This is a genomic window from Rhodococcus sp. 06-156-4, assembly GCF_002259345.1.
Classification (GTDB): Bacteria; Actinomycetota; Actinomycetes; order Mycobacteriales; family Mycobacteriaceae; genus Rhodococcoides; species Rhodococcoides fascians_E.
The window spans coordinates 1-15,639 of record NZ_NPGB01000015.1; the positions used below are offsets into that span (position 1 = coordinate 1).

At 64.8% G+C, this 15,639-nt stretch carries 14 protein-coding genes and 1 pseudogene; 6 read left to right on the plus strand and 9 right to left on the minus strand.

All coding sequences use genetic code 11. The annotated features are described in order from the left end of the window. The 3 genes and pseudogenes from CH290_RS09385 to CH290_RS09395 form a co-directional block, all read right to left on the minus strand. Positions 1-204: pseudogene (locus tag CH290_RS09385) on the minus strand (MCE family protein); the annotation flags it as partial. A gap of 155 nt (positions 205-359) precedes the next feature. Beyond that, positions 360-1,223 carry a CPBP family intramembrane glutamic endopeptidase gene (locus CH290_RS09390; protein WP_230620911.1) on the minus strand — a complete coding sequence of 288 codons (864 nt, stop codon included), beginning with the start codon at positions 1,221-1,223 and terminating at the stop codon, positions 360-362. Between the two features lie 85 nt (positions 1,224-1,308). Next, positions 1,309-2,496, minus strand: coding sequence for an MFS transporter (locus CH290_RS09395; RefSeq protein WP_019667723.1), 1,188 nt, complete (start codon positions 2,494-2,496; stop codon positions 1,309-1,311). A 53-nt stretch (positions 2,497-2,549) separates the two neighbouring features. On the opposite strand from CH290_RS09395, the gene CH290_RS09400 reads away from it, so the two are divergent. Further along, entirely contained in the window at positions 2,550-3,740 is a 1,191-nt protein-coding gene (locus tag CH290_RS09400; protein WP_230620912.1) for an ROK family protein, read from the plus strand. A gap of 10 nt (positions 3,741-3,750) precedes the next feature. On the opposite strand, the gene CH290_RS09405 is transcribed toward CH290_RS09400, so the two are convergent. Both CH290_RS09405 and CH290_RS09410 read right to left on the minus strand, forming a co-directional pair. After that, the gene (locus tag CH290_RS09405; RefSeq protein WP_033188736.1) at positions 3,751-4,776 is read right to left on the minus strand and encodes a Gfo/Idh/MocA family protein; all 1,026 of its coding nucleotides are present in this window, start codon (positions 4,774-4,776) and stop codon (positions 3,751-3,753) included. Between the two features lie 34 nt (positions 4,777-4,810). Continuing rightward, positions 4,811-5,734, minus strand: a complete 924-nt coding sequence (locus CH290_RS09410) for a sugar phosphate isomerase/epimerase family protein (protein ID WP_033188737.1) — start codon at positions 5,732-5,734, stop codon at positions 4,811-4,813. A 211-nt stretch (positions 5,735-5,945) separates the two neighbouring features. Between CH290_RS09410 and CH290_RS09415 the strand changes: the two genes are divergently transcribed. Continuing rightward, positions 5,946-6,977: a LacI family DNA-binding transcriptional regulator gene (locus CH290_RS09415; protein ID WP_033188738.1), complete on the plus strand. Its 1,032-nt coding sequence runs from the start codon at positions 5,946-5,948 to the stop codon at positions 6,975-6,977. Between the two features lie 123 nt (positions 6,978-7,100). Next, positions 7,101-8,054, plus strand: coding sequence for a hypothetical protein (locus CH290_RS09420; RefSeq protein WP_019667728.1), 954 nt, complete (start codon positions 7,101-7,103; stop codon positions 8,052-8,054). A gap of 54 nt (positions 8,055-8,108) precedes the next feature. On the opposite strand, the gene CH290_RS09425 is transcribed toward CH290_RS09420, so the two are convergent. Continuing rightward, positions 8,109-9,410 (minus strand): MFS transporter, encoded by a 1,302-nt coding sequence (locus CH290_RS09425; RefSeq protein WP_033188739.1) that lies wholly within the window; start codon positions 9,408-9,410, stop codon positions 8,109-8,111. A gap of 64 nt (positions 9,411-9,474) precedes the next feature. On the opposite strand from CH290_RS09425, the gene CH290_RS09430 reads away from it, so the two are divergent. Further along, positions 9,475-9,921 carry a MarR family winged helix-turn-helix transcriptional regulator gene (locus CH290_RS09430; protein WP_019667730.1) on the plus strand — a complete coding sequence of 149 codons (447 nt, stop codon included), beginning with the start codon at positions 9,475-9,477 and terminating at the stop codon, positions 9,919-9,921. 146 nt (positions 9,922-10,067) lie between these two features. After that, entirely contained in the window at positions 10,068-11,522 is a 1,455-nt protein-coding gene (locus CH290_RS09435; protein ID WP_033188841.1) for an MATE family efflux transporter, read from the plus strand. Here CH290_RS09435 and CH290_RS09440 read toward each other — a convergent pair. Next, positions 11,504-12,115, minus strand: coding sequence for a GyrI-like domain-containing protein (locus CH290_RS09440; protein ID WP_019667732.1), 612 nt, complete (start codon positions 12,113-12,115; stop codon positions 11,504-11,506). The two genes, CH290_RS09435 and CH290_RS09440, sit on opposite strands and share 19 nt — an antisense overlap. 180 nt (positions 12,116-12,295) lie before the next feature. On the opposite strand from CH290_RS09440, the gene CH290_RS09445 reads away from it, so the two are divergent. Then, a complete protein-coding gene (locus tag CH290_RS09445; protein ID WP_033188740.1) occupies positions 12,296-13,660 on the plus strand; it encodes an MFS transporter in 1,365 nt (454 codons plus the stop codon). 79 nt (positions 13,661-13,739) lie between these two features. On the opposite strand, the gene CH290_RS09450 is transcribed toward CH290_RS09445, so the two are convergent. Together CH290_RS09450 and CH290_RS09455 are read right to left on the minus strand one after the other, a co-directional pair. After that, entirely contained in the window at positions 13,740-14,531 is a 792-nt protein-coding gene (locus CH290_RS09450) for a TIM barrel protein (RefSeq protein WP_020113289.1), read from the minus strand. Further along, positions 14,528-15,559, minus strand: a complete 1,032-nt coding sequence (locus tag CH290_RS09455; RefSeq protein ID WP_020113288.1) for a Gfo/Idh/MocA family oxidoreductase — start codon at positions 15,557-15,559, stop codon at positions 14,528-14,530. The genes CH290_RS09450 and CH290_RS09455 overlap by 4 nt, the downstream gene beginning before the upstream one ends. Between the last annotated feature and the right edge of the window lie 80 nt (positions 15,560-15,639).

Genomic DNA, 15,639 nt, shown 5'->3' on the forward strand with positions numbered 1-15,639 from the left:
TTCACCGACGATCAAACCGCGAACCTTCACATCCGCGTTGCTGGGCAACGCATTACCCACCGAATCGGTCACCAGGTCGATACTGACGACTTTCTTGAAAGTCTTGCTGTACGAGGTGACCGACCACGTCACGAACACGATGATCATGAGAAACAGCAGCAGTCCCAGCAGCCTGCGCTTCACCGCGGAGGTGGATTCGATCATTGTTCGGAGCTTAATGTAACCGGCGGTAACGCCCACTACGCGGCGACGGTTACCTGCATCACCTGCACGAGGGCCACGTGCTGCGCATCACACTCACGGTGTCGGTTACCGCGGGTACGGTCGCTGAACCGGTCACGTCCATTCGGGAGTGACGCCTACCGTTCGACGGGCGGCGTTGTCGGCCGCGGGACCTCGTCGGACACAGGGGTGGACGGAATCCCTCCGAGGGCGCGTGGCACCAACCACATCGTCAACGCACCGAACATGATCAATATGTTCGCCCACTGAAGAAGCGTGGCGGCGCTGTCGAGCGGAATCACTCGGTCCAGCACCTGAATGTTCATGGCGATTCCGTGAACGACGACGAGCACCCACAGTCGCCGGTACTTGAAGTACACCCATACTGCGGCCGCTCCCCACAGTGCGGCCCACACGAAGCCGCCGCCGCCGAAGAACAGGTACAGGAGCCCTCTCATGCACCCGGCGAGGATCATGACCCACCCGATGGGTATTCGACCGACCAAGAGCAACACAGGAAGTGCTGCCAGCAGTGGTTCTTCACGTAGTCCGGCGGACAGGGCGGTGAGCACTGCCAACGCCGGAGATTCGACCACTGCCGGCACCGAGAAATCGAACCGCGCCACCGAGAGTCGGTCCAGCACGAGAGCGAGGGCCGACGCGGCGGCGATCGCGGCACACCAGGCGACTGCTGCGTCGACGGCCGTTCCTTGCCTGCGCGGTAGAAGTTCCCCGATGTCCGATCGCCGTAGGTAGGCGACCGCGGTGATCGCGATCGTGCCGAGTGCGAGCTGTACAACCAGCACCGCGAGGTCGGCGGCTTGATCTCGGACGCTCAGGATCGGCATCGGTGCGTTCGGATCGCGCAATCGCCAGAGAGCGCCGAGGATGCTGACCGAATACACGGCCGTCCACAGCGACACCAGGACGACCACCAGCGCGCACGTGACCGCCGTGTTCGGGCGATACCAGTCGGCGGCGCGCCCCCACATGCGAGACATTCTCGACCCCGCCTTCGCTTCGTGTCGTCCGCGTCGCTCGGTAGGTGCTGCGCGGTCCGGCCTGTGTCTACCACGAGGGACACGGTCACGACGAGGTGGCGGAGGCCGAAACGCTGGTTCGGGCGAAGGATGCGACGAGCAAACCAGCGGCGACCAACGCTGCTCCCGTGAGTGCGAGGCCGCCGAGGCCGAGCCACGGCAGAACGATGCCTCCCACCCCGGCACCGCCCGCGATCCCCACGTTCGCCGTCGCGTTGATCCACGCGCCTGCGGTCTCCGGTGACGTCGGTTCTGTTCGGACTGCGGCGGACTGGTACATCGACGGAACTCCCCCGAACGCACCGGACCACACAGCGGTGCACACGAGAAGCGGCAACAACCACAGGTGTGTGCTCCCGACTGCCACGATCGATGTCGCGACGAGACCGAGCACCACGAGCATCGTTCGGCGCGGACTGCGGTCGAGCGTACGTCCGGTGAGCCACAATCCGAGCACGCCGCATGCTCCGAGGATCAAAAGCACCGGTCCGAGCGCGGATTCGACGACTCCGGCATTCAGAAGCAGGATGCTGATGTAGGTGTAGACGGTGTAGTGGCCGAGGAAGGTGAGCGCGTTGGAAGTCACCACGACCGAGAGACTGCCGTGGCCGCGAGACTTTTCGCGTCGGCCCGCGTCGCCGGGGACTGCAGGGAGAAGGATTGTCACGGCGACGACGGTGGCGGCGGACAGCACGGCAAGTACCACGAAGGACGATCGCCATCCGATGGCATTGCCCATCGATGTCGAGATCGGCACTCCCAGTACATAACCGGCCGTGGCACCAGCTGCAGCGATCGCCAATCCCCTGCCGAGGTTCGCCGGTCCGACGAGTCGGGGCACGTACCCGATGCACAGAGAAAAGAACAATGCGTGCGCGACGCCGCCGATGCCGCGACCGAACGCAAGCCATTCGAGTGAGTGCGACAGGGCGACGACGAGGTTGCTGACGACGTATCCGCCGAGCGTCGCGACGAGAATCGGTTTACGTGGCAACCGGCGTGTCCAGATGGTCATCGGCACGGCGAGAAGCGCCACAAGACCCGCGTACAGGCTCACCAGAAGGCCTATCGACGATTCCGCGACGCCGAACGATCGGCCCATCACCGGGAGCAGCCCCACCGGCAGCATCTCGGTGGTCACCGCCAAGCACGACGCCAGCGACAGGGACAGCAGCCCCTTCGTATTGGTGCGCAGGCCCCCGTCGGTTCGCGTGCTCGTGTCTCCGGTCGACATCGGACGTAATATACTCAATTGTTGAGTTTAATCAAGTGAGAAGATGATCCGCGATGGCAACTACTTCCGATACGTCCGCGCGCGCTCGATGGCTCGGCGCGGCCCAGTTGACGGCCGTCGTACGCGCGAACCCCGGCATCACCAGGGTCGAAGCTGCTCAGCGTCTGGGCATCGGGAGCGGAGGGGCAACCGAGCTCGTCGCCCGACTGAAGCATGCGCGCATCCTCGACGAAACACCGGCGAAGACACGCGGCCGCGGTCGTCCGACGACGGTCCTCGGACCGCACCCCCAAGGTCCGCTGGTACTTGCTGCGGAACTCCGCTCGAGCGATTGGCGGCTGGCTGTCTCCGACATCTTCGGAGATCCGGTCATCGTGTCGCGCGCTCCTCGCTCGCGGCCGGATCCCGACGAGGTGCTGGCGGGTATGGCCGAGGAGATCGAGCGCATCCACCTCGAATCCGACGGCAGGGTCCGCGCGGTATCCCTTTCCGTGGCAGGCACGGTCAGTGACAACACACTCGTTCAGTTCACGCCGCGTGGCTGGACGGATGCAGACCTCACACCGATGACGGCGGGGCTTCCGTCGGATGTGGCGTTCCTTGTCGGGAACGATGCAACGTTGGCCGGGTTGGCAGAGGCGAGAACAGGTGCGGCCAGAGGAGCGTCGACGGCTCTGCATCTGATCATCGCCGTCGGAATCGGCGGGACGCTCGTCGTCGACGGCACGCCGACCACCGGTGCCCGCGGCGCGGCGGGCGAGTACGGCCACATACCGTTCGGAGACCCTGCCGTGCAGTGCCCGTGCGGCGCGCGGGGTTGCTGGGATCTGTCGATCGACGGGCGCGCACTGGCGTCGTCGATCGGCGACGCTCCCCCGGCGGATCCGGTTGGCTACGCCCGCGACCTCGTGGCGAAGCTGGACGCCGGAGACAGCGGACTCGCCCCTGCGTTCGACTGGGTCGCCAAGTCCCTCGGGCGCGGGATCGCCGGCTTGGTGAACTTGCACGACCCGGAGGTCGTCACGCTCGGCGGCCTCGCTCCTGCCCTTCGAGGCGCAGCGCAGGACAGTTTTCGCCGCGCGTACGTCGAGGGCCTCATGTCCTTCAGAAAAGCCGCTCCCCCCGAGGTTCTCGACGGGGTACACGGCGACGACGGCCCGCTGTACGGGGCCGTGCACAGAGGAGTGGACCACATCACGACGGATATCTCCCTCGCGGAGTGGTCCACCCTCGGACTCGGGTGAAGCGGGTGTGTCAGATGCTGGAGCGGTCGACCATGTCGACGGCGACACGCTCACCGGACTCGAGCGACTTCACGCCTGCTGCACAGACGGCTGCAGCCGCGTAGCCGTCCCATGCGCCGGGTCCGTCGATGTAGTTGCCGGTCTCGGCGCCTGCCTTGACGGCGTTGACCCACCGCTGCATCTCGGTGTCGTACGCCTGTCCGAAACGCTCCTTGAACGACGGAGTGATCGTGCCACCCCAGTTGCCGGGCTTCGTCTTGCGCACGAGGCCGACGTCGAGGCCGATCTGCGCGCTGCCCAGTTCTGCGACGACCTCGGTGCGAACCTCGTACGCAACGCCGGTGGTGACGAACACCTCGGCGTCGACGTGGCGTCCGGACTCGGTCGCGAAGATGGCGATCTGCGGATCCTGTAGGCCTTCGGGTGCATTCGCGTTCGCCGACGGCTTGATGATCTGGACCGACGTGATCTCCTCGTCGAGGAGGAAGCGGGTGACGTCGACCTCGTGCACCAGTGAGTCCTTGACGATCATCGCGCTGTCGAAGTTCGGCGGCACGGCGGGGTTGCGGTGCGCGCAGTGAACGACGAGCGGGCGGCCGATGTCACCGGAGTCGATGAGCGCTTTCAGCTCTGCGTACTCGTTGTCGAATCGACGCATGAAGCCGACCTGGATGAGGGTCTTACCCAGGGCTGCTTCGGCTTTCACGACGGCGAGTGAGGTTTCGACCTCGGTGGTCAGCGGCTTCTCGCAGAGGACCGGCTTGCCGTGCTCGAGGCATGCGAGGAGCTGCTTCTCGTGGGTGGGTCCCGGCGTCGCGAGCAGGACGGCGTCCACCTCGGGGTCGGCAATGGCTTCGAACGGGTCGGCCACGGCACGAGCACCAGGGATCGTGGCTGCCAGTTCCTCGGCCTTCTCGGTGAAGTAATCGTTGACCACGGCCACACGCGCGCCGGCGATCTTGTTGGTGATTCGAGCGACGTGGTCGGCGCCCATCATTCCGACACCGAGTACGGCGATGCGGAGTTCGTTCGACATTGAAGATCTCTTTCGTCAGGGTGCGGCGGGCGCGTTACTTGAAGGAGACGGAGGGAATTCCGCAGGAGCTCAGGTACTTCTGGGTCCTCTGCGCGATGGGCAGCGGCACATCGGGAGCGCACGGGTACATGTCCTGCTCGACGATTGCGAAGATGTCCGCGGTCAGCTTGCCCTCGTCGGCAAGGCGCTCGATGGTTCCGAGCAGCGGCGGCATGTCCGGGATTCCCAGCGGCGGCTCGGTCATCGCGCCGAGCTTGCACGCCTCACCGAACGGAAGATCCTCGGCTTCGACCTTGGCCCGGACCTCGACGTTGACCTGCTTGAGGTGGAGGTATCCGATGCGCTCGGGAGCGCGCTCGATGATGGCGATGTTGTCGCCGCCGCAGTAGCTGATGTGGCCGGTGTCGAGGCACAGGTTCACGAACTCGCTCGACGTTCCGTCGAGGAATCGGTAGACGTTCTCCTCGGTGTCGACGTGACTGTCGGCATGCGGGTGGTACTGCGCCTTGACGCCGTACTGCTCGAACATGCGCTTGCCGAGCTCGTTCATTCCCTCGGTCTTCTTGCGCCACTGGTCTGCGGTGAGGTTGCGGTCCTCGAGAACGGCGCCCGTGCCCGGGTCACGCCACATCTCTGGGATGACGACGACGTGTTTGCCACCGACCGCAGCGGTCAGCTTGGCGACGTCCTCGATCTGGGTCCAGACCGCATCCCAGGAGTCGTCCTGGTGCAGGTGTTCGAACACGGTTCCCGCCGAGAGCTTGAGGTTGTGTGCCGCCAACTCGTCGGAAAGCTGCTTGGGGTCGGTGGGCAGGTATCCGAAAGGACCGAGCTCGATCCACTCGTAACCGGATGCCGAAACCTCGTCGAGGAATCGGGTGTACGGCGTCTGCTGCGGGTCTTCCGGGAACCACACGCCCCACGAATCCGGTGCAGATCCAACGCGGATCACGCTCATGGTTGTCCTTTCGAGAAGTCTCGGTGCGCGCCTCGACGCGCTACGAGGAAGATCTGGATCTGACGCGCGTTACTGACGCGCTTCAGTCGTATACTATGATGATCCACTGTGTGATTGTCAAGACATTCTGAATGCCGCTTCGTACGCGGTCACTTTCCAGGGGGACACCGTGCATCCATCGCCGGAATCAACGCCGCATCGACGTCCGACGATGGCCGATGTCGCCGAGCGTGCGGGTGTGTCGCGGACACTTGTGTCGCTGATCTTCAGCGACAAACCGGGTGCTTCCCAGGAGACACGCGACCGAGTCCTCGCCGCGGCCGACGAGCTCAGTTATCAACCGGATCGGGCGGCACAACTGCTCGCTCGTGGCCGGAGCCGCACTCTCGGAGTGTTGACCGACGTGAAGCAGACGTTCCAGGCCGAGATGCTCGGGACCGTCTACGACGCCGCCGAAACCGCCGGATACGACGTGTTGTTGTCGGCCAGCGGCCCGACTCGCGACGAACGCAAAGCGATCGAGGCCTTGCTCAGCCACCGGTGCGAGGGGCTGATTCTGTTCAATCCGCTCTCCGATTCCGCGTACCTGCGGTCCGTCGCGGCCAGAGCCGTCCTGACGATCGTGGGCCGCAAGATTCCTGCCCGTGGGCCCGATTCTCCCCCGGTCAACACGGTTCGTTCTGCGGACAGCAAAGGCATCCGTGCGTCGGTCGATCATCTCGTCGAACTGGGTCACTCTCGCATCGTCCATGTCGACGGCGGTGATCACGCTGTGTCGGATGCGCGCAGACGCGCCTACGTCGCGTCCATGCGAAGGCACGGACTCGATACGTTCGCCCGCGTCGTGGGCGGTGCGCACGACGAAGAAGCAGGCGCCGCTGCTGCGCGATCGTTTCTGTCCGAGGCACAGCTTCCGACGGCGGTCATGGCAGGCAACGACCGATCGGCGCTGGGCATCATGGACGAACTCACCCGGGCGGGGGTGTCCATTCCGGGCGACGTGTCCATCGTCGGCTACGACGATTCGCCGTTGTCGCGGCTGGCGCGTATCGACCTGACCACGGTGCGCCAGGACGGCGAGGAATTGGCCAGGAGGGCACTCGAGTTCACCGTCACCCGGCTGGACGACGATCGGACCGAAGGCTTCGAGTGCGTCATCGAACCCGAGCTGGTCGTTCGATCGACGACGGGTCCGCCCAGGAGCGAGGGATCCGACGGTACCGCCGACTACCGCGGCGCCTGAGAGCTTGGTCACACATCCGCTCCACGGTTTGCCGTGGTCGTGCGTGGGCTACCCGACGACACAGTGCCTGGCACGACAGTTGGCACCGATCGGAACCACCCACTCGACCAACAGGAGCGCACGATGGCTACACCCACCCTGCTCGCGCAGTTGCGAGCCGTACTTCAGCTGACCAACACCGAAATTCAGGTCGCGGAAACCCGTGTGGCGCAGGCCCGCACGGATGCCGTCCGTACCGAACTCACACAGAACGCCGCGAACGGGCGCGAACGTGCGGCCGCCATCGAGTCGGAGTTGCGTGATCTCGGCGGGCTTCCCGACATCGTCGGGCCTCTCGTGGGTCGGACGCTTGCATTGTTCAAGACGCTCGCCGAGCAGGCCCAGCCGTTCGACGAGGCGCTTCTGGGCGACCTCGCTCTGGAACACCAGCTGGTCAGTCGCTCCAAGTACATCAAGGCGCTTGCGACGGCGGATTCCGAGCGGAGCGTCGTCCAACTGGCAGACCGTCTCGTTCGTGCGCACTCGGCCACGGTCGAGTGGCTGGAGACAGTTCTCGCCGAGGAAGCACTCGGAGGCCCCGTCGCCCTGCGCAGGACACCGCTTCAAGCGGCTGCCGGTGGGGCCGTTAAGATCGTGAACGCGCCCGCGACGTGGTCTGCTCGGGGCATCGACCGCGCACTGGATGTCGCCCGATCCACACCGAATCGTTTGTCCGAGCTGTTGGGCCGCGGCGCGCATGCGGGCGACATCGCCGCTCGAACGCTGTCGGCGAGCCGCGACGCGGCATTGGAGGCTGCGGAGGACGTCGTGCGCGAGGAAGGTGTCGACGGCGTCGCCGACGCCATCCACTCTGCACGTTCCGCCGCAGGCGTTCTGGACGCCGACGAGCTACCGATCGACGACTACGAATCCTTGAACGTCGCGGAAGCCGTGGCAGCGATCAAGGACTCGAGTGATCCGAAGGAGCTTCGGACGATTCTCGCGTTCGAGGAAGCACACAAGAACCGCCACGGCGTGGTCTCCGCGACGCAGACGAGACTGGCCGCGATCGCCGGTTCCATCATCGCCGTCGACTGATACTGCGGCCCGGCCCCACTTCCGTTGGGGCCGGGCCGTTGTCGGGCCCTGCGCTCACGCGCGCGTGACACGCGGCGGAAAGGTCTCCTTCAGCCCGCTGGGCCCGATGCCTCGGTCGAGCGCGACGAGAAGGACCAGGCATCCGATTCCGGACAGAATCAGTGCAACGCCGAAGACTGCCGTGAACCCGAATGCGTCGCCGACCACGCCGGCAGCGAGCCCTGCAGCACCCTGCGAGAACACCACCGCACATGCGACCAGTGTGTAGTCGGCTCCTGCGAAACGCTTGTCGGCTGCATCCATCATCAGTGCGAAGATCGCGACGGTCGCTGCGCCTCCGAGTACGTGCTCTGCCACGCTCGCAGTGACGAGGAGTGGAAATCCGCCGACGCCCAACGATGCGACCACATAGAGTGCCAGACTTGCGGTTTGAGTGACACCACCGACGAGCAGTGACCGCCGTCGTCCGTAGCGCACAGACAGCCACGCGCCGAGTGCAGCGCCGCCGAGCGCCGCCACCGAGGACAGTCCCCCGTCGACGAACGCGATCTGGGCGAGAGTCAGGCCGCTGTCGGACATGAAGGGGCCGACGAGCGCCGAGCCCATCGAGTTACCGAACTTGAACAGCGCGACGAGCCCGATGAACGCCACCATCCCCGGGCGTCGCAGCCTGGCCAACCATCCGATGGTCAGGAGCGAAGCCCGCACGAGCGGGCCCGCTTCGGATTCGTCGGTGGTGTCCACGTCGGCTTCGGCCAGTGGTCGACGGGCGAACAGGACCGGAATCGTCGTGGCGATCAGCAGCACGGACATCGTGACGAACAGCGCGCGCCATCCGGCGAGCGAGAAGAGCCACAGCAGCAAACCTCCCCCGCAGATCATTCCGATCCGGTATGCACCGACTTGAATTCCGTTGCCCACGCCGCGTTGTCGGACACCGAGGAGTCGGACGGCGAGGCCGTCGGTGACGATGTCCTGAGTCGCGGACAGAACGTTGACGAGGAAGATTCCGACGAACAGCCAGCGCAGGCTCGTGGACAGTTCGAGGAAGGCCATTCCCAGGGCCACGGCAGCTGCGCCCAGTTGCAGGCCGAGCAACCACCGTCGCCGGGTGCCGTAGCGATCCACGTACGGTGCCCACAGGAACTTCAGTGCCCAGGGCAGGAACAGGAACCCGGTCGCGCTGATCTCGACGAGGGAGTATCCGGACTCGCGCAGGACGACCGGCAGCGCAGTGGTGAAGAATCCGTAGGGAAGACCCTGGGCGAAATAGAGCGCGGTGAGCAGCGTGAGAGTGCCGACCGTGAACGAAGTCCCCCGCAACGCGAACGTCATGACCGACATCGTGTCAGACATCGGACTGAGGCAGGGATCGAGCACGCCGTTGACAGTTTGAAATCTAACGGTTAGATTTCTAATTATGACCGGACCTGACGTCAATCTCACCAGCACTCTCGACCTACTGAGGTGGATCGGATGGGCTCAGCAGCAGGCCGGCCTCGACTGGATTCGTGAACGCGACCTCGGTCACCAGCAAAGTTTCGTCCTCGGTTACCTGACCAGGTCGCCCGGGGCGATCCAGCGGGACATCGCGAACATGACACGGACCACGCCCGCCAGTGTGTCGAGTCTTCTGCAGGGACTCGAGGCACGAGGGTTGATCGAGCGGCGTCCCGATCCGACGAACGAACGCATCAAACGGGTCTACGCCACAGAATCCGGCAGCGCACTGATCGCCGGATTCGACGACGCGATGAGGGCGATCGAGGACAAGCTCCTCGGGCCGCTCGACGACGACGAACGAACCACTCTGCACACGCTTCTGAGCAAGGTCACCGCAGAGCTCGCGCCCCCGTCCCGCGACTGACCGACCTCGCCCCCACCTCCGACGCATCGACGACGCCGATGCGTCGACCGACCGTGCCCGCGTACCGCGTTGTCGGACAGGGCTTTCGCACCCATGCCCGGATCCCGACCATGCCCGGATCCCACCGCTGCACACGAGGAGTTGCCATGAATACCTCCACCGCCTCTACCGAGAACGTCACCGAGACCGAAGGTTCGAACCGGTGGTATCTGTCGTCCGCACCGATTTTTCGTGCGCTCGCGCACTTGTGTATTCCGATGGCCGCCGCGCTGATCGTGACCGCGGTCTACAACGTGGTCAACGCAGGGTTCATCGGTTCGCTCCACGACGCCACACTCCTCGCTGCCGTCACCCTCGGTTCACCGGTTCTGGGAATCGTGATGGCCGTGGGCGGAGTGTTCGGCACCGGCGGTAGCGCGTTGATCTCACGGCTGCTCGGAGGGTCCGAGGCCGATCCGTCGAAGGCCGGAGAGATCAAGCACGTGGCCTCGTTCTCGGTGTGGGGAGCTGCCGCGGTGGGTGGCGTGATCGGTGCCGCCGGAGTCGTTTTCGTCGATCCACTCGTTGCGATGCTCGGCGCGCAGAGCAACGAGGTCCATGCCACGACGGCGTTCGTGGTGGTGCTGCTGGTGTTCGTTCCGGTGCTGACGACGTCCTTCTGCCTCGAGCAGCTGGTGCGAGCAGAGGGCGCGACGCGGCAGGTGATGACCGGTCTGATCCTGTCGACCGTCGCGAACGTGGTGTTCGACGTACTGTTCATTCTCGTACTGCACTTCGGTGTCGCCGGTGCGGCACTGTCGGTCGGCCTCGCGAACGTTGTCACCGCCGTGTACTTCGTGACGTGGCTGTCACGGCACAGTGAACACGTCAGCCTCGCGCCGAGGCATGTGAGGCTGACGCGGTCGATCACCGGGCCGGTGTTCGGAATCGGCGTCGGTGAGCTGACTCAGGCAGGTTTCCTGGTGGTCACCTCGTTGGTTCTGAACAACCTCGCCGCTGCGTACGGTGACGGACCGCTCGCGGCCATGGGTGTAGCGGTACGCATTGCGCAGGTGCCTGAATTTCTCATCATGGGTGTCACGCTCGGTTGCCTGCCGCTGCTCGCCTACGCCTACGGCAAGGGTGATGCGCGGCGACTGTATGCATCGGTGCGGGGTGCCGGTGTGGCCGTCGGCGTCATCGCGGTGGTCTTCTCCGCTGCGGTGTTCGTGTTCCGCGAGCAGGTGTTCGCAGCGTTCGTCGCAGACACCTCGCTGCTCGCCCTCGGCGGTGTCGTGATCACGGCTCAGTTGGTGTCGGTGATCTTCAACGGTGCCGCGGGACTGGTCACAACACTGTTCCAGGCAACCGGTCGCGTACTTCCGGCGACGATCATGTCGATGACGCAGGGTCTTGCGTTCGTCCCCATCGTCGTTCTCGGCAACCTCTGGTTCGGGCTGAACGGCATCATCTGGGCGCTGACCGTCAGTGAAGGTCTCGTGCTCGTCGCGGGCGTCGCTTTGTGGCTCGCCTCGCGAACCGCCATCGCGCGAGGCCTGGACGAGGGTGATCCCGAACCGGCCGACGCCGTACTCGGTGCCGGTCAGGGAGAGATGGGCTGACGCAGAATCGTTCTGAGCCTGGACGGCTCGACCCGTCGTGCATCGCTCAGGTAGATCTCGTGATGCTTCCCCGTCATCGACGCACCGGTTCGTGGGATGACGTCGTCGTGCATCGTCGCCAGGATTGCTGCCTCGTCGTCGTACGGGCCGACGTGCAGTGTCTGCACGCACCGGCCTTCGTCCAGCGTCATGGTTCGGATTCGCCGAAGACCCACTGGGTTACCTGTTCGCTCGACGGAATCTTGTGCGGCAGAAACTTTTTCGTCGTCGATCCAGTCGGGGATCAAGATCATCGCCGTCCACTTCCACTGCGCCTTGTCTCGGGCGGTGGTGAAGGAGTTCATGTTCGGTGCCCACCAGAGCGCTTCGAGCGGCATGACGACGTAGTCGCGCCCGAGCTCGTTCTTGCTCGCGAATTTGATGGCGTAGGCGACGGGGAACAACGCTTGGAGCGCCTCTCGGTACTCCGGGGCGGTGTTGGGATCACCGGAACCGTCGATCGCGATGTACTGCAGGGGCGGGACCTCCACGACGTCGAAGCGCCCCTGCCGCGCGGAGTAGGTCGGAATCGTCTTCTTGAAGTCGATCTTCATCGCCTGCTCCCCTCGCGCCGTTCAGGTGGCCAGGGGATCACCGTACCGCCAGGGGTCCCTCGCGTGCGATCTTCTCGGTGGACCGGATACCCCCATGCGGGGGTAGTCGACTATGGCGCGCGTCACATAACGTCTCGATCCTGAACCGACCACCCTTTCGGCGCCGATTCCTGGAGAGACATGACATCACTGACACCCGACGACGCGGTCACCCGTCGAACCCCCGACGCGACACCGTCGTCCGCACCGCATCCGGTACCGACGACGAGTGTTCGCAAGGTCGCGGTCGCGAGCGGCATCGGCACGACCATCGAGTTCTACGACTTCTTCATCTACGGAACCGCCGCCGCACTTGTCTTTCCGACGGTGTTCTTTCCTGCTCTCGGCTCGACGGCAGGAACGGTCGCATCGTTCGCGACGTTCGCGGTCGCCTTCATCGCGCGTCCGGCGGGCGCAGTGCTCTTCGGCCACTTCGGTGACCGGATCGGCCGTAAGAAGACGTTGATCTCCACGCTCCTCCTCATGGGAATCTCCACCTTCGTGATCGGACTTCTGCCCGGTGCTGCCACGATCGGTGTTGCGGCGCCGATCATCCTGGTCGTTCTTCGGTTCGGACAGGGGTTCGCAGTGGGTGGTGAATGGGCGGGCGCAACGCTGTTGACCGCCGAGTACGCGCCTGCGAAGAAACGTGGCTTCTACGGTATGTTTCCGCAGCTCGGCCCGTCGGCGGCGTTCATTCTCTCGAGTGGGACGTTCCTCATCACCGGGGCGGTGTTCGGTGACACCAACGAGGTCTTCCTCGACTACGGCTGGCGAATTCCGTTCCTTCTCAGCGCGGTGCTGGTGTTGATCGGTCTCTACATGAGGCTGGCGATCGAGGAGACACCGATCTTCCGTGCGAACCAGGCAGAGGAAGAGAAGGTACAGGCCCGCGCGACGAAGCTCCCCGTGCTCGACGCGTGGCACGTGCAGAAGCGCGAGGTCCTGCTCGCCGCAGGTGCACTGGCATCGCTGTTCTCCCTCTTCTACATGGGCACCGCATATCTGACCAGTTACGGGACCAAGAGTCTGGGATTCGACCGGCCGTTCGTACTGTGGACCGGAATCCTCGGGGCCGTGGTGTTCGGCATCGCAATCGGGCTGTCCGCGGTGTACTCCGACCGTGTCGGCCGTCGCCGCGTCATCATGGCGTCCTGCTCGGTGGCGATTCCGTGGACACTCGTCCTGTTTCCGCTGCTCGATACCGGCAACCCCGGTGCGTACGTGTTTGCGATGTGTGTGACCCTGTCCATTTTCGGTATTGCGTACGGTCCCACGGGCGCCCTGCTTCCCGAGCTGTTTCAGACCAGGTTCAGGTACACCGGAGCGGGACTCGGGTACAACCTGGCGGGTGTACTGGGTGGCGCGATTCCTCCTCTGCTTGCGGCCCCGTTGACCGCGCAGTTCGGCAGTATCGCCGTCGGCGTGATGCTTGCACTGCTGTCCGTTCTCAGCCTCGCCTGCACCAAGGCCCTCGTAGAGACGAAGGCTGTGGACATGACCTGACCCCCACGTAGCAGGTCGACTGCCCGGGGACGCCACCGACGGTGTCCCCGGGCCTTGTCCGTGTCTGTGTCGTCCCAGGTCATCGCCTGGCTGCGGCAAAGGCTGTCTCGAACGCGTCGAGAGCATCGTCGGAGTCTGCGGACGCCCATGCCTCGAGCCCCACGACCCCGGTGTAGCCGATGCGTTTCAGCGCGGACGCAATTGCGGCGTAGTTGATCTCTCCGGTACCGGGCTCACACCTGCCGGGCACGTCCGCGACTTGGATCTCACCGATGTACGGCAGAGCTTCCGTGACCGACTCGATCAGATTCCCCTCCCCGATCTGAGCGTGGTAGAGGTCGAGATTCAGACGAAGGTGGGGATGGTCGACAGCGCGCACCAGGGACAGGGTGTCCGCGGCGGATGCGAACGGTGTGCCGGGATGATCGACGGCGACGTTGAGATTTTCGAGCACGAACGTGCGGCCTGCCTTCTCCCCCAACTCCGCGAGCGTGCGCAACGTGTCGGCAGCCGTGAGCCACATCGTCGGTGTGACCACCTGTACGGGCCGTAGTGGCAGACCGCCCTCGCCGAGGCCGGTACCGTGCAGATTCAGCCGAGGGCATGCGAGACGGTCGGCAACGTCCAGGGACCGCGCGGCGGACGCGAGTATCTCCGCGATACCGTCGGGTTCGGTCAGGTTCCCGGTGAGATAGCCTGTCATGGAGGAGAATTCGGCCCCGGACGAGGCGAGAGCATCGATGTCCTTGTTCGACCAGTCCCAGATTTCCACCAGCAGGCCACGGTCGGATATGCGCCGAACTCGTTCGAGCATCGGCAGATCGAGATAGAGCATCTCCGCGCACGCGGCAAGGTCGACCCCGCCGATCATGCGTCGAACCCGGTTGCGTCGATGTCCACGGAGCGTGCGGTGGCTGCGCTCTCCATGGCCGCGAGTGCGACGGTCAGTGCTGTGCGCGCGTCCTGACCGGTCACCGGCGCATCGGTTCCCTCACGGATCGCATTCACGAATGCGACGAACTCACCCAGGTACGCGTCGCGCAGCAGATCGGTGTCGCGACGGGCAGTGTCGACTCCGATTCCGCCCGGACCGTAGTAGGTCATGTCGCTCGACCGTGCGTTGCCTGCGGTGACCATGCCGCCCGATCCGAACACTTCGGCGCGTACGTCGTACCCGTACAGCGCACTGAAGTTGGCCTCGGCAACAGCAATTGCGCCGTTGTCGAATTCGACGGTGACGACGGCAGTGTCGAGGTGGCCGTCGGCTTTCGCGTCGGGACGGATCAGCGCATCGGCGATTGCGGTCACGCGCGTGGGGCTCGCGCCCGGATTGAGGAACGCCAGTGCGTCGAAATCATGGATGAGTGTCTCGAGGAAGATCGTTCCGGGCGGTATTCGTGCCGGATCGGCTGTGAACGGACCTGGATCGCGGGTGACCGACCTCAGAAGCTGCGGGGTGCCGACTCGTCCGGAGTCGATTGCGGCGCGAGCAGCGATCCAGCCGGCCGCGAAGCGGCGATTGAACCCGACCTGCAGCACCACGTTCGCAGCGCCGGCAGCGGCGATCGCTCGATCGGCGTCGGCCAGCGTGATGGCCATCGGCTTCTCGACGAAGACGTGTTTGCCGGCTTCGGCGGCCGCGACCACGAGCTCTGTATGCGTCCTGGCCGGCGTGGTGATGACAACTGCGTCGACGTCGGCGCGCGCGAGGATCGCCGCTGCGGATGTCTCCGCGATGTCGACGCCGAGTAGATCGGCCAGCCGTTCACCGCTCGGCGTCGGGTCCGCAATGGCGACGAGCTCGGCTCCGGGGACGTGGCGGGCGATGAGTTCGGCGTGGCTGGAGCCGATTCGTCCGGCACCGATCAGGGCCAGTCGAACTGGATTCTTCGTGGACATCGTTATTCCGTTCTGAAGACTAGTACGTACTAGTAGTACGTTCCAGTGCAGACTAGGGCTACACCGGTCGACGGTCAACC

What these genes read in the sequence shown, in the direction of transcription:
- CH290_RS09390 (WP_230620911.1), bottom strand. Translation starts at nt 1,223, where the DNA reads ATGTCTCGCATGTGGGGGCGCGCCGCCGACTGGTATCGCCCGAACACG.
- CH290_RS09435 (WP_033188841.1), top strand. Translation starts at nt 10,068, where the DNA reads ATGAATACCTCCACCGCCTCTACCGAGAACGTCACCGAGACCGAAGGT.
- CH290_RS09445 (WP_033188740.1), top strand. Translation starts at nt 12,296, where the DNA reads ATGACATCACTGACACCCGACGACGCGGTCACCCGTCGAACCCCCGAC.
- CH290_RS09420 (WP_019667728.1), top strand. Translation starts at nt 7,101, where the DNA reads ATGGCTACACCCACCCTGCTCGCGCAGTTGCGAGCCGTACTTCAGCTG.
- CH290_RS09425 (WP_033188739.1), bottom strand. Translation starts at nt 9,410, where the DNA reads ATGTCTGACACGATGTCGGTCATGACGTTCGCGTTGCGGGGGACTTCG.
- CH290_RS09440 (WP_019667732.1), bottom strand. Translation starts at nt 12,115, where the DNA reads ATGAAGATCGACTTCAAGAAGACGATTCCGACCTACTCCGCGCGGCAG.
- CH290_RS09400 (WP_230620912.1), top strand. Translation starts at nt 2,550, where the DNA reads ATGGCAACTACTTCCGATACGTCCGCGCGCGCTCGATGGCTCGGCGCG.
- CH290_RS09415 (WP_033188738.1), top strand. Translation starts at nt 5,946, where the DNA reads ATGGCCGATGTCGCCGAGCGTGCGGGTGTGTCGCGGACACTTGTGTCG.
- CH290_RS09410 (WP_033188737.1), bottom strand. Translation starts at nt 5,734, where the DNA reads ATGAGCGTGATCCGCGTTGGATCTGCACCGGATTCGTGGGGCGTGTGG.
- CH290_RS09455 (WP_020113288.1), bottom strand. Translation starts at nt 15,559, where the DNA reads ATGTCCACGAAGAATCCAGTTCGACTGGCCCTGATCGGTGCCGGACGA.
- CH290_RS09395 (WP_019667723.1), bottom strand. Translation starts at nt 2,496, where the DNA reads ATGTCGACCGGAGACACGAGCACGCGAACCGACGGGGGCCTGCGCACC.
- CH290_RS09405 (WP_033188736.1), bottom strand. Translation starts at nt 4,776, where the DNA reads ATGTCGAACGAACTCCGCATCGCCGTACTCGGTGTCGGAATGATGGGC.
- CH290_RS09450 (WP_020113289.1), bottom strand. Translation starts at nt 14,531, where the DNA reads ATGATCGGCGGGGTCGACCTTGCCGCGTGCGCGGAGATGCTCTATCTC.
- CH290_RS09430 (WP_019667730.1), top strand. Translation starts at nt 9,475, where the DNA reads ATGACCGGACCTGACGTCAATCTCACCAGCACTCTCGACCTACTGAGG.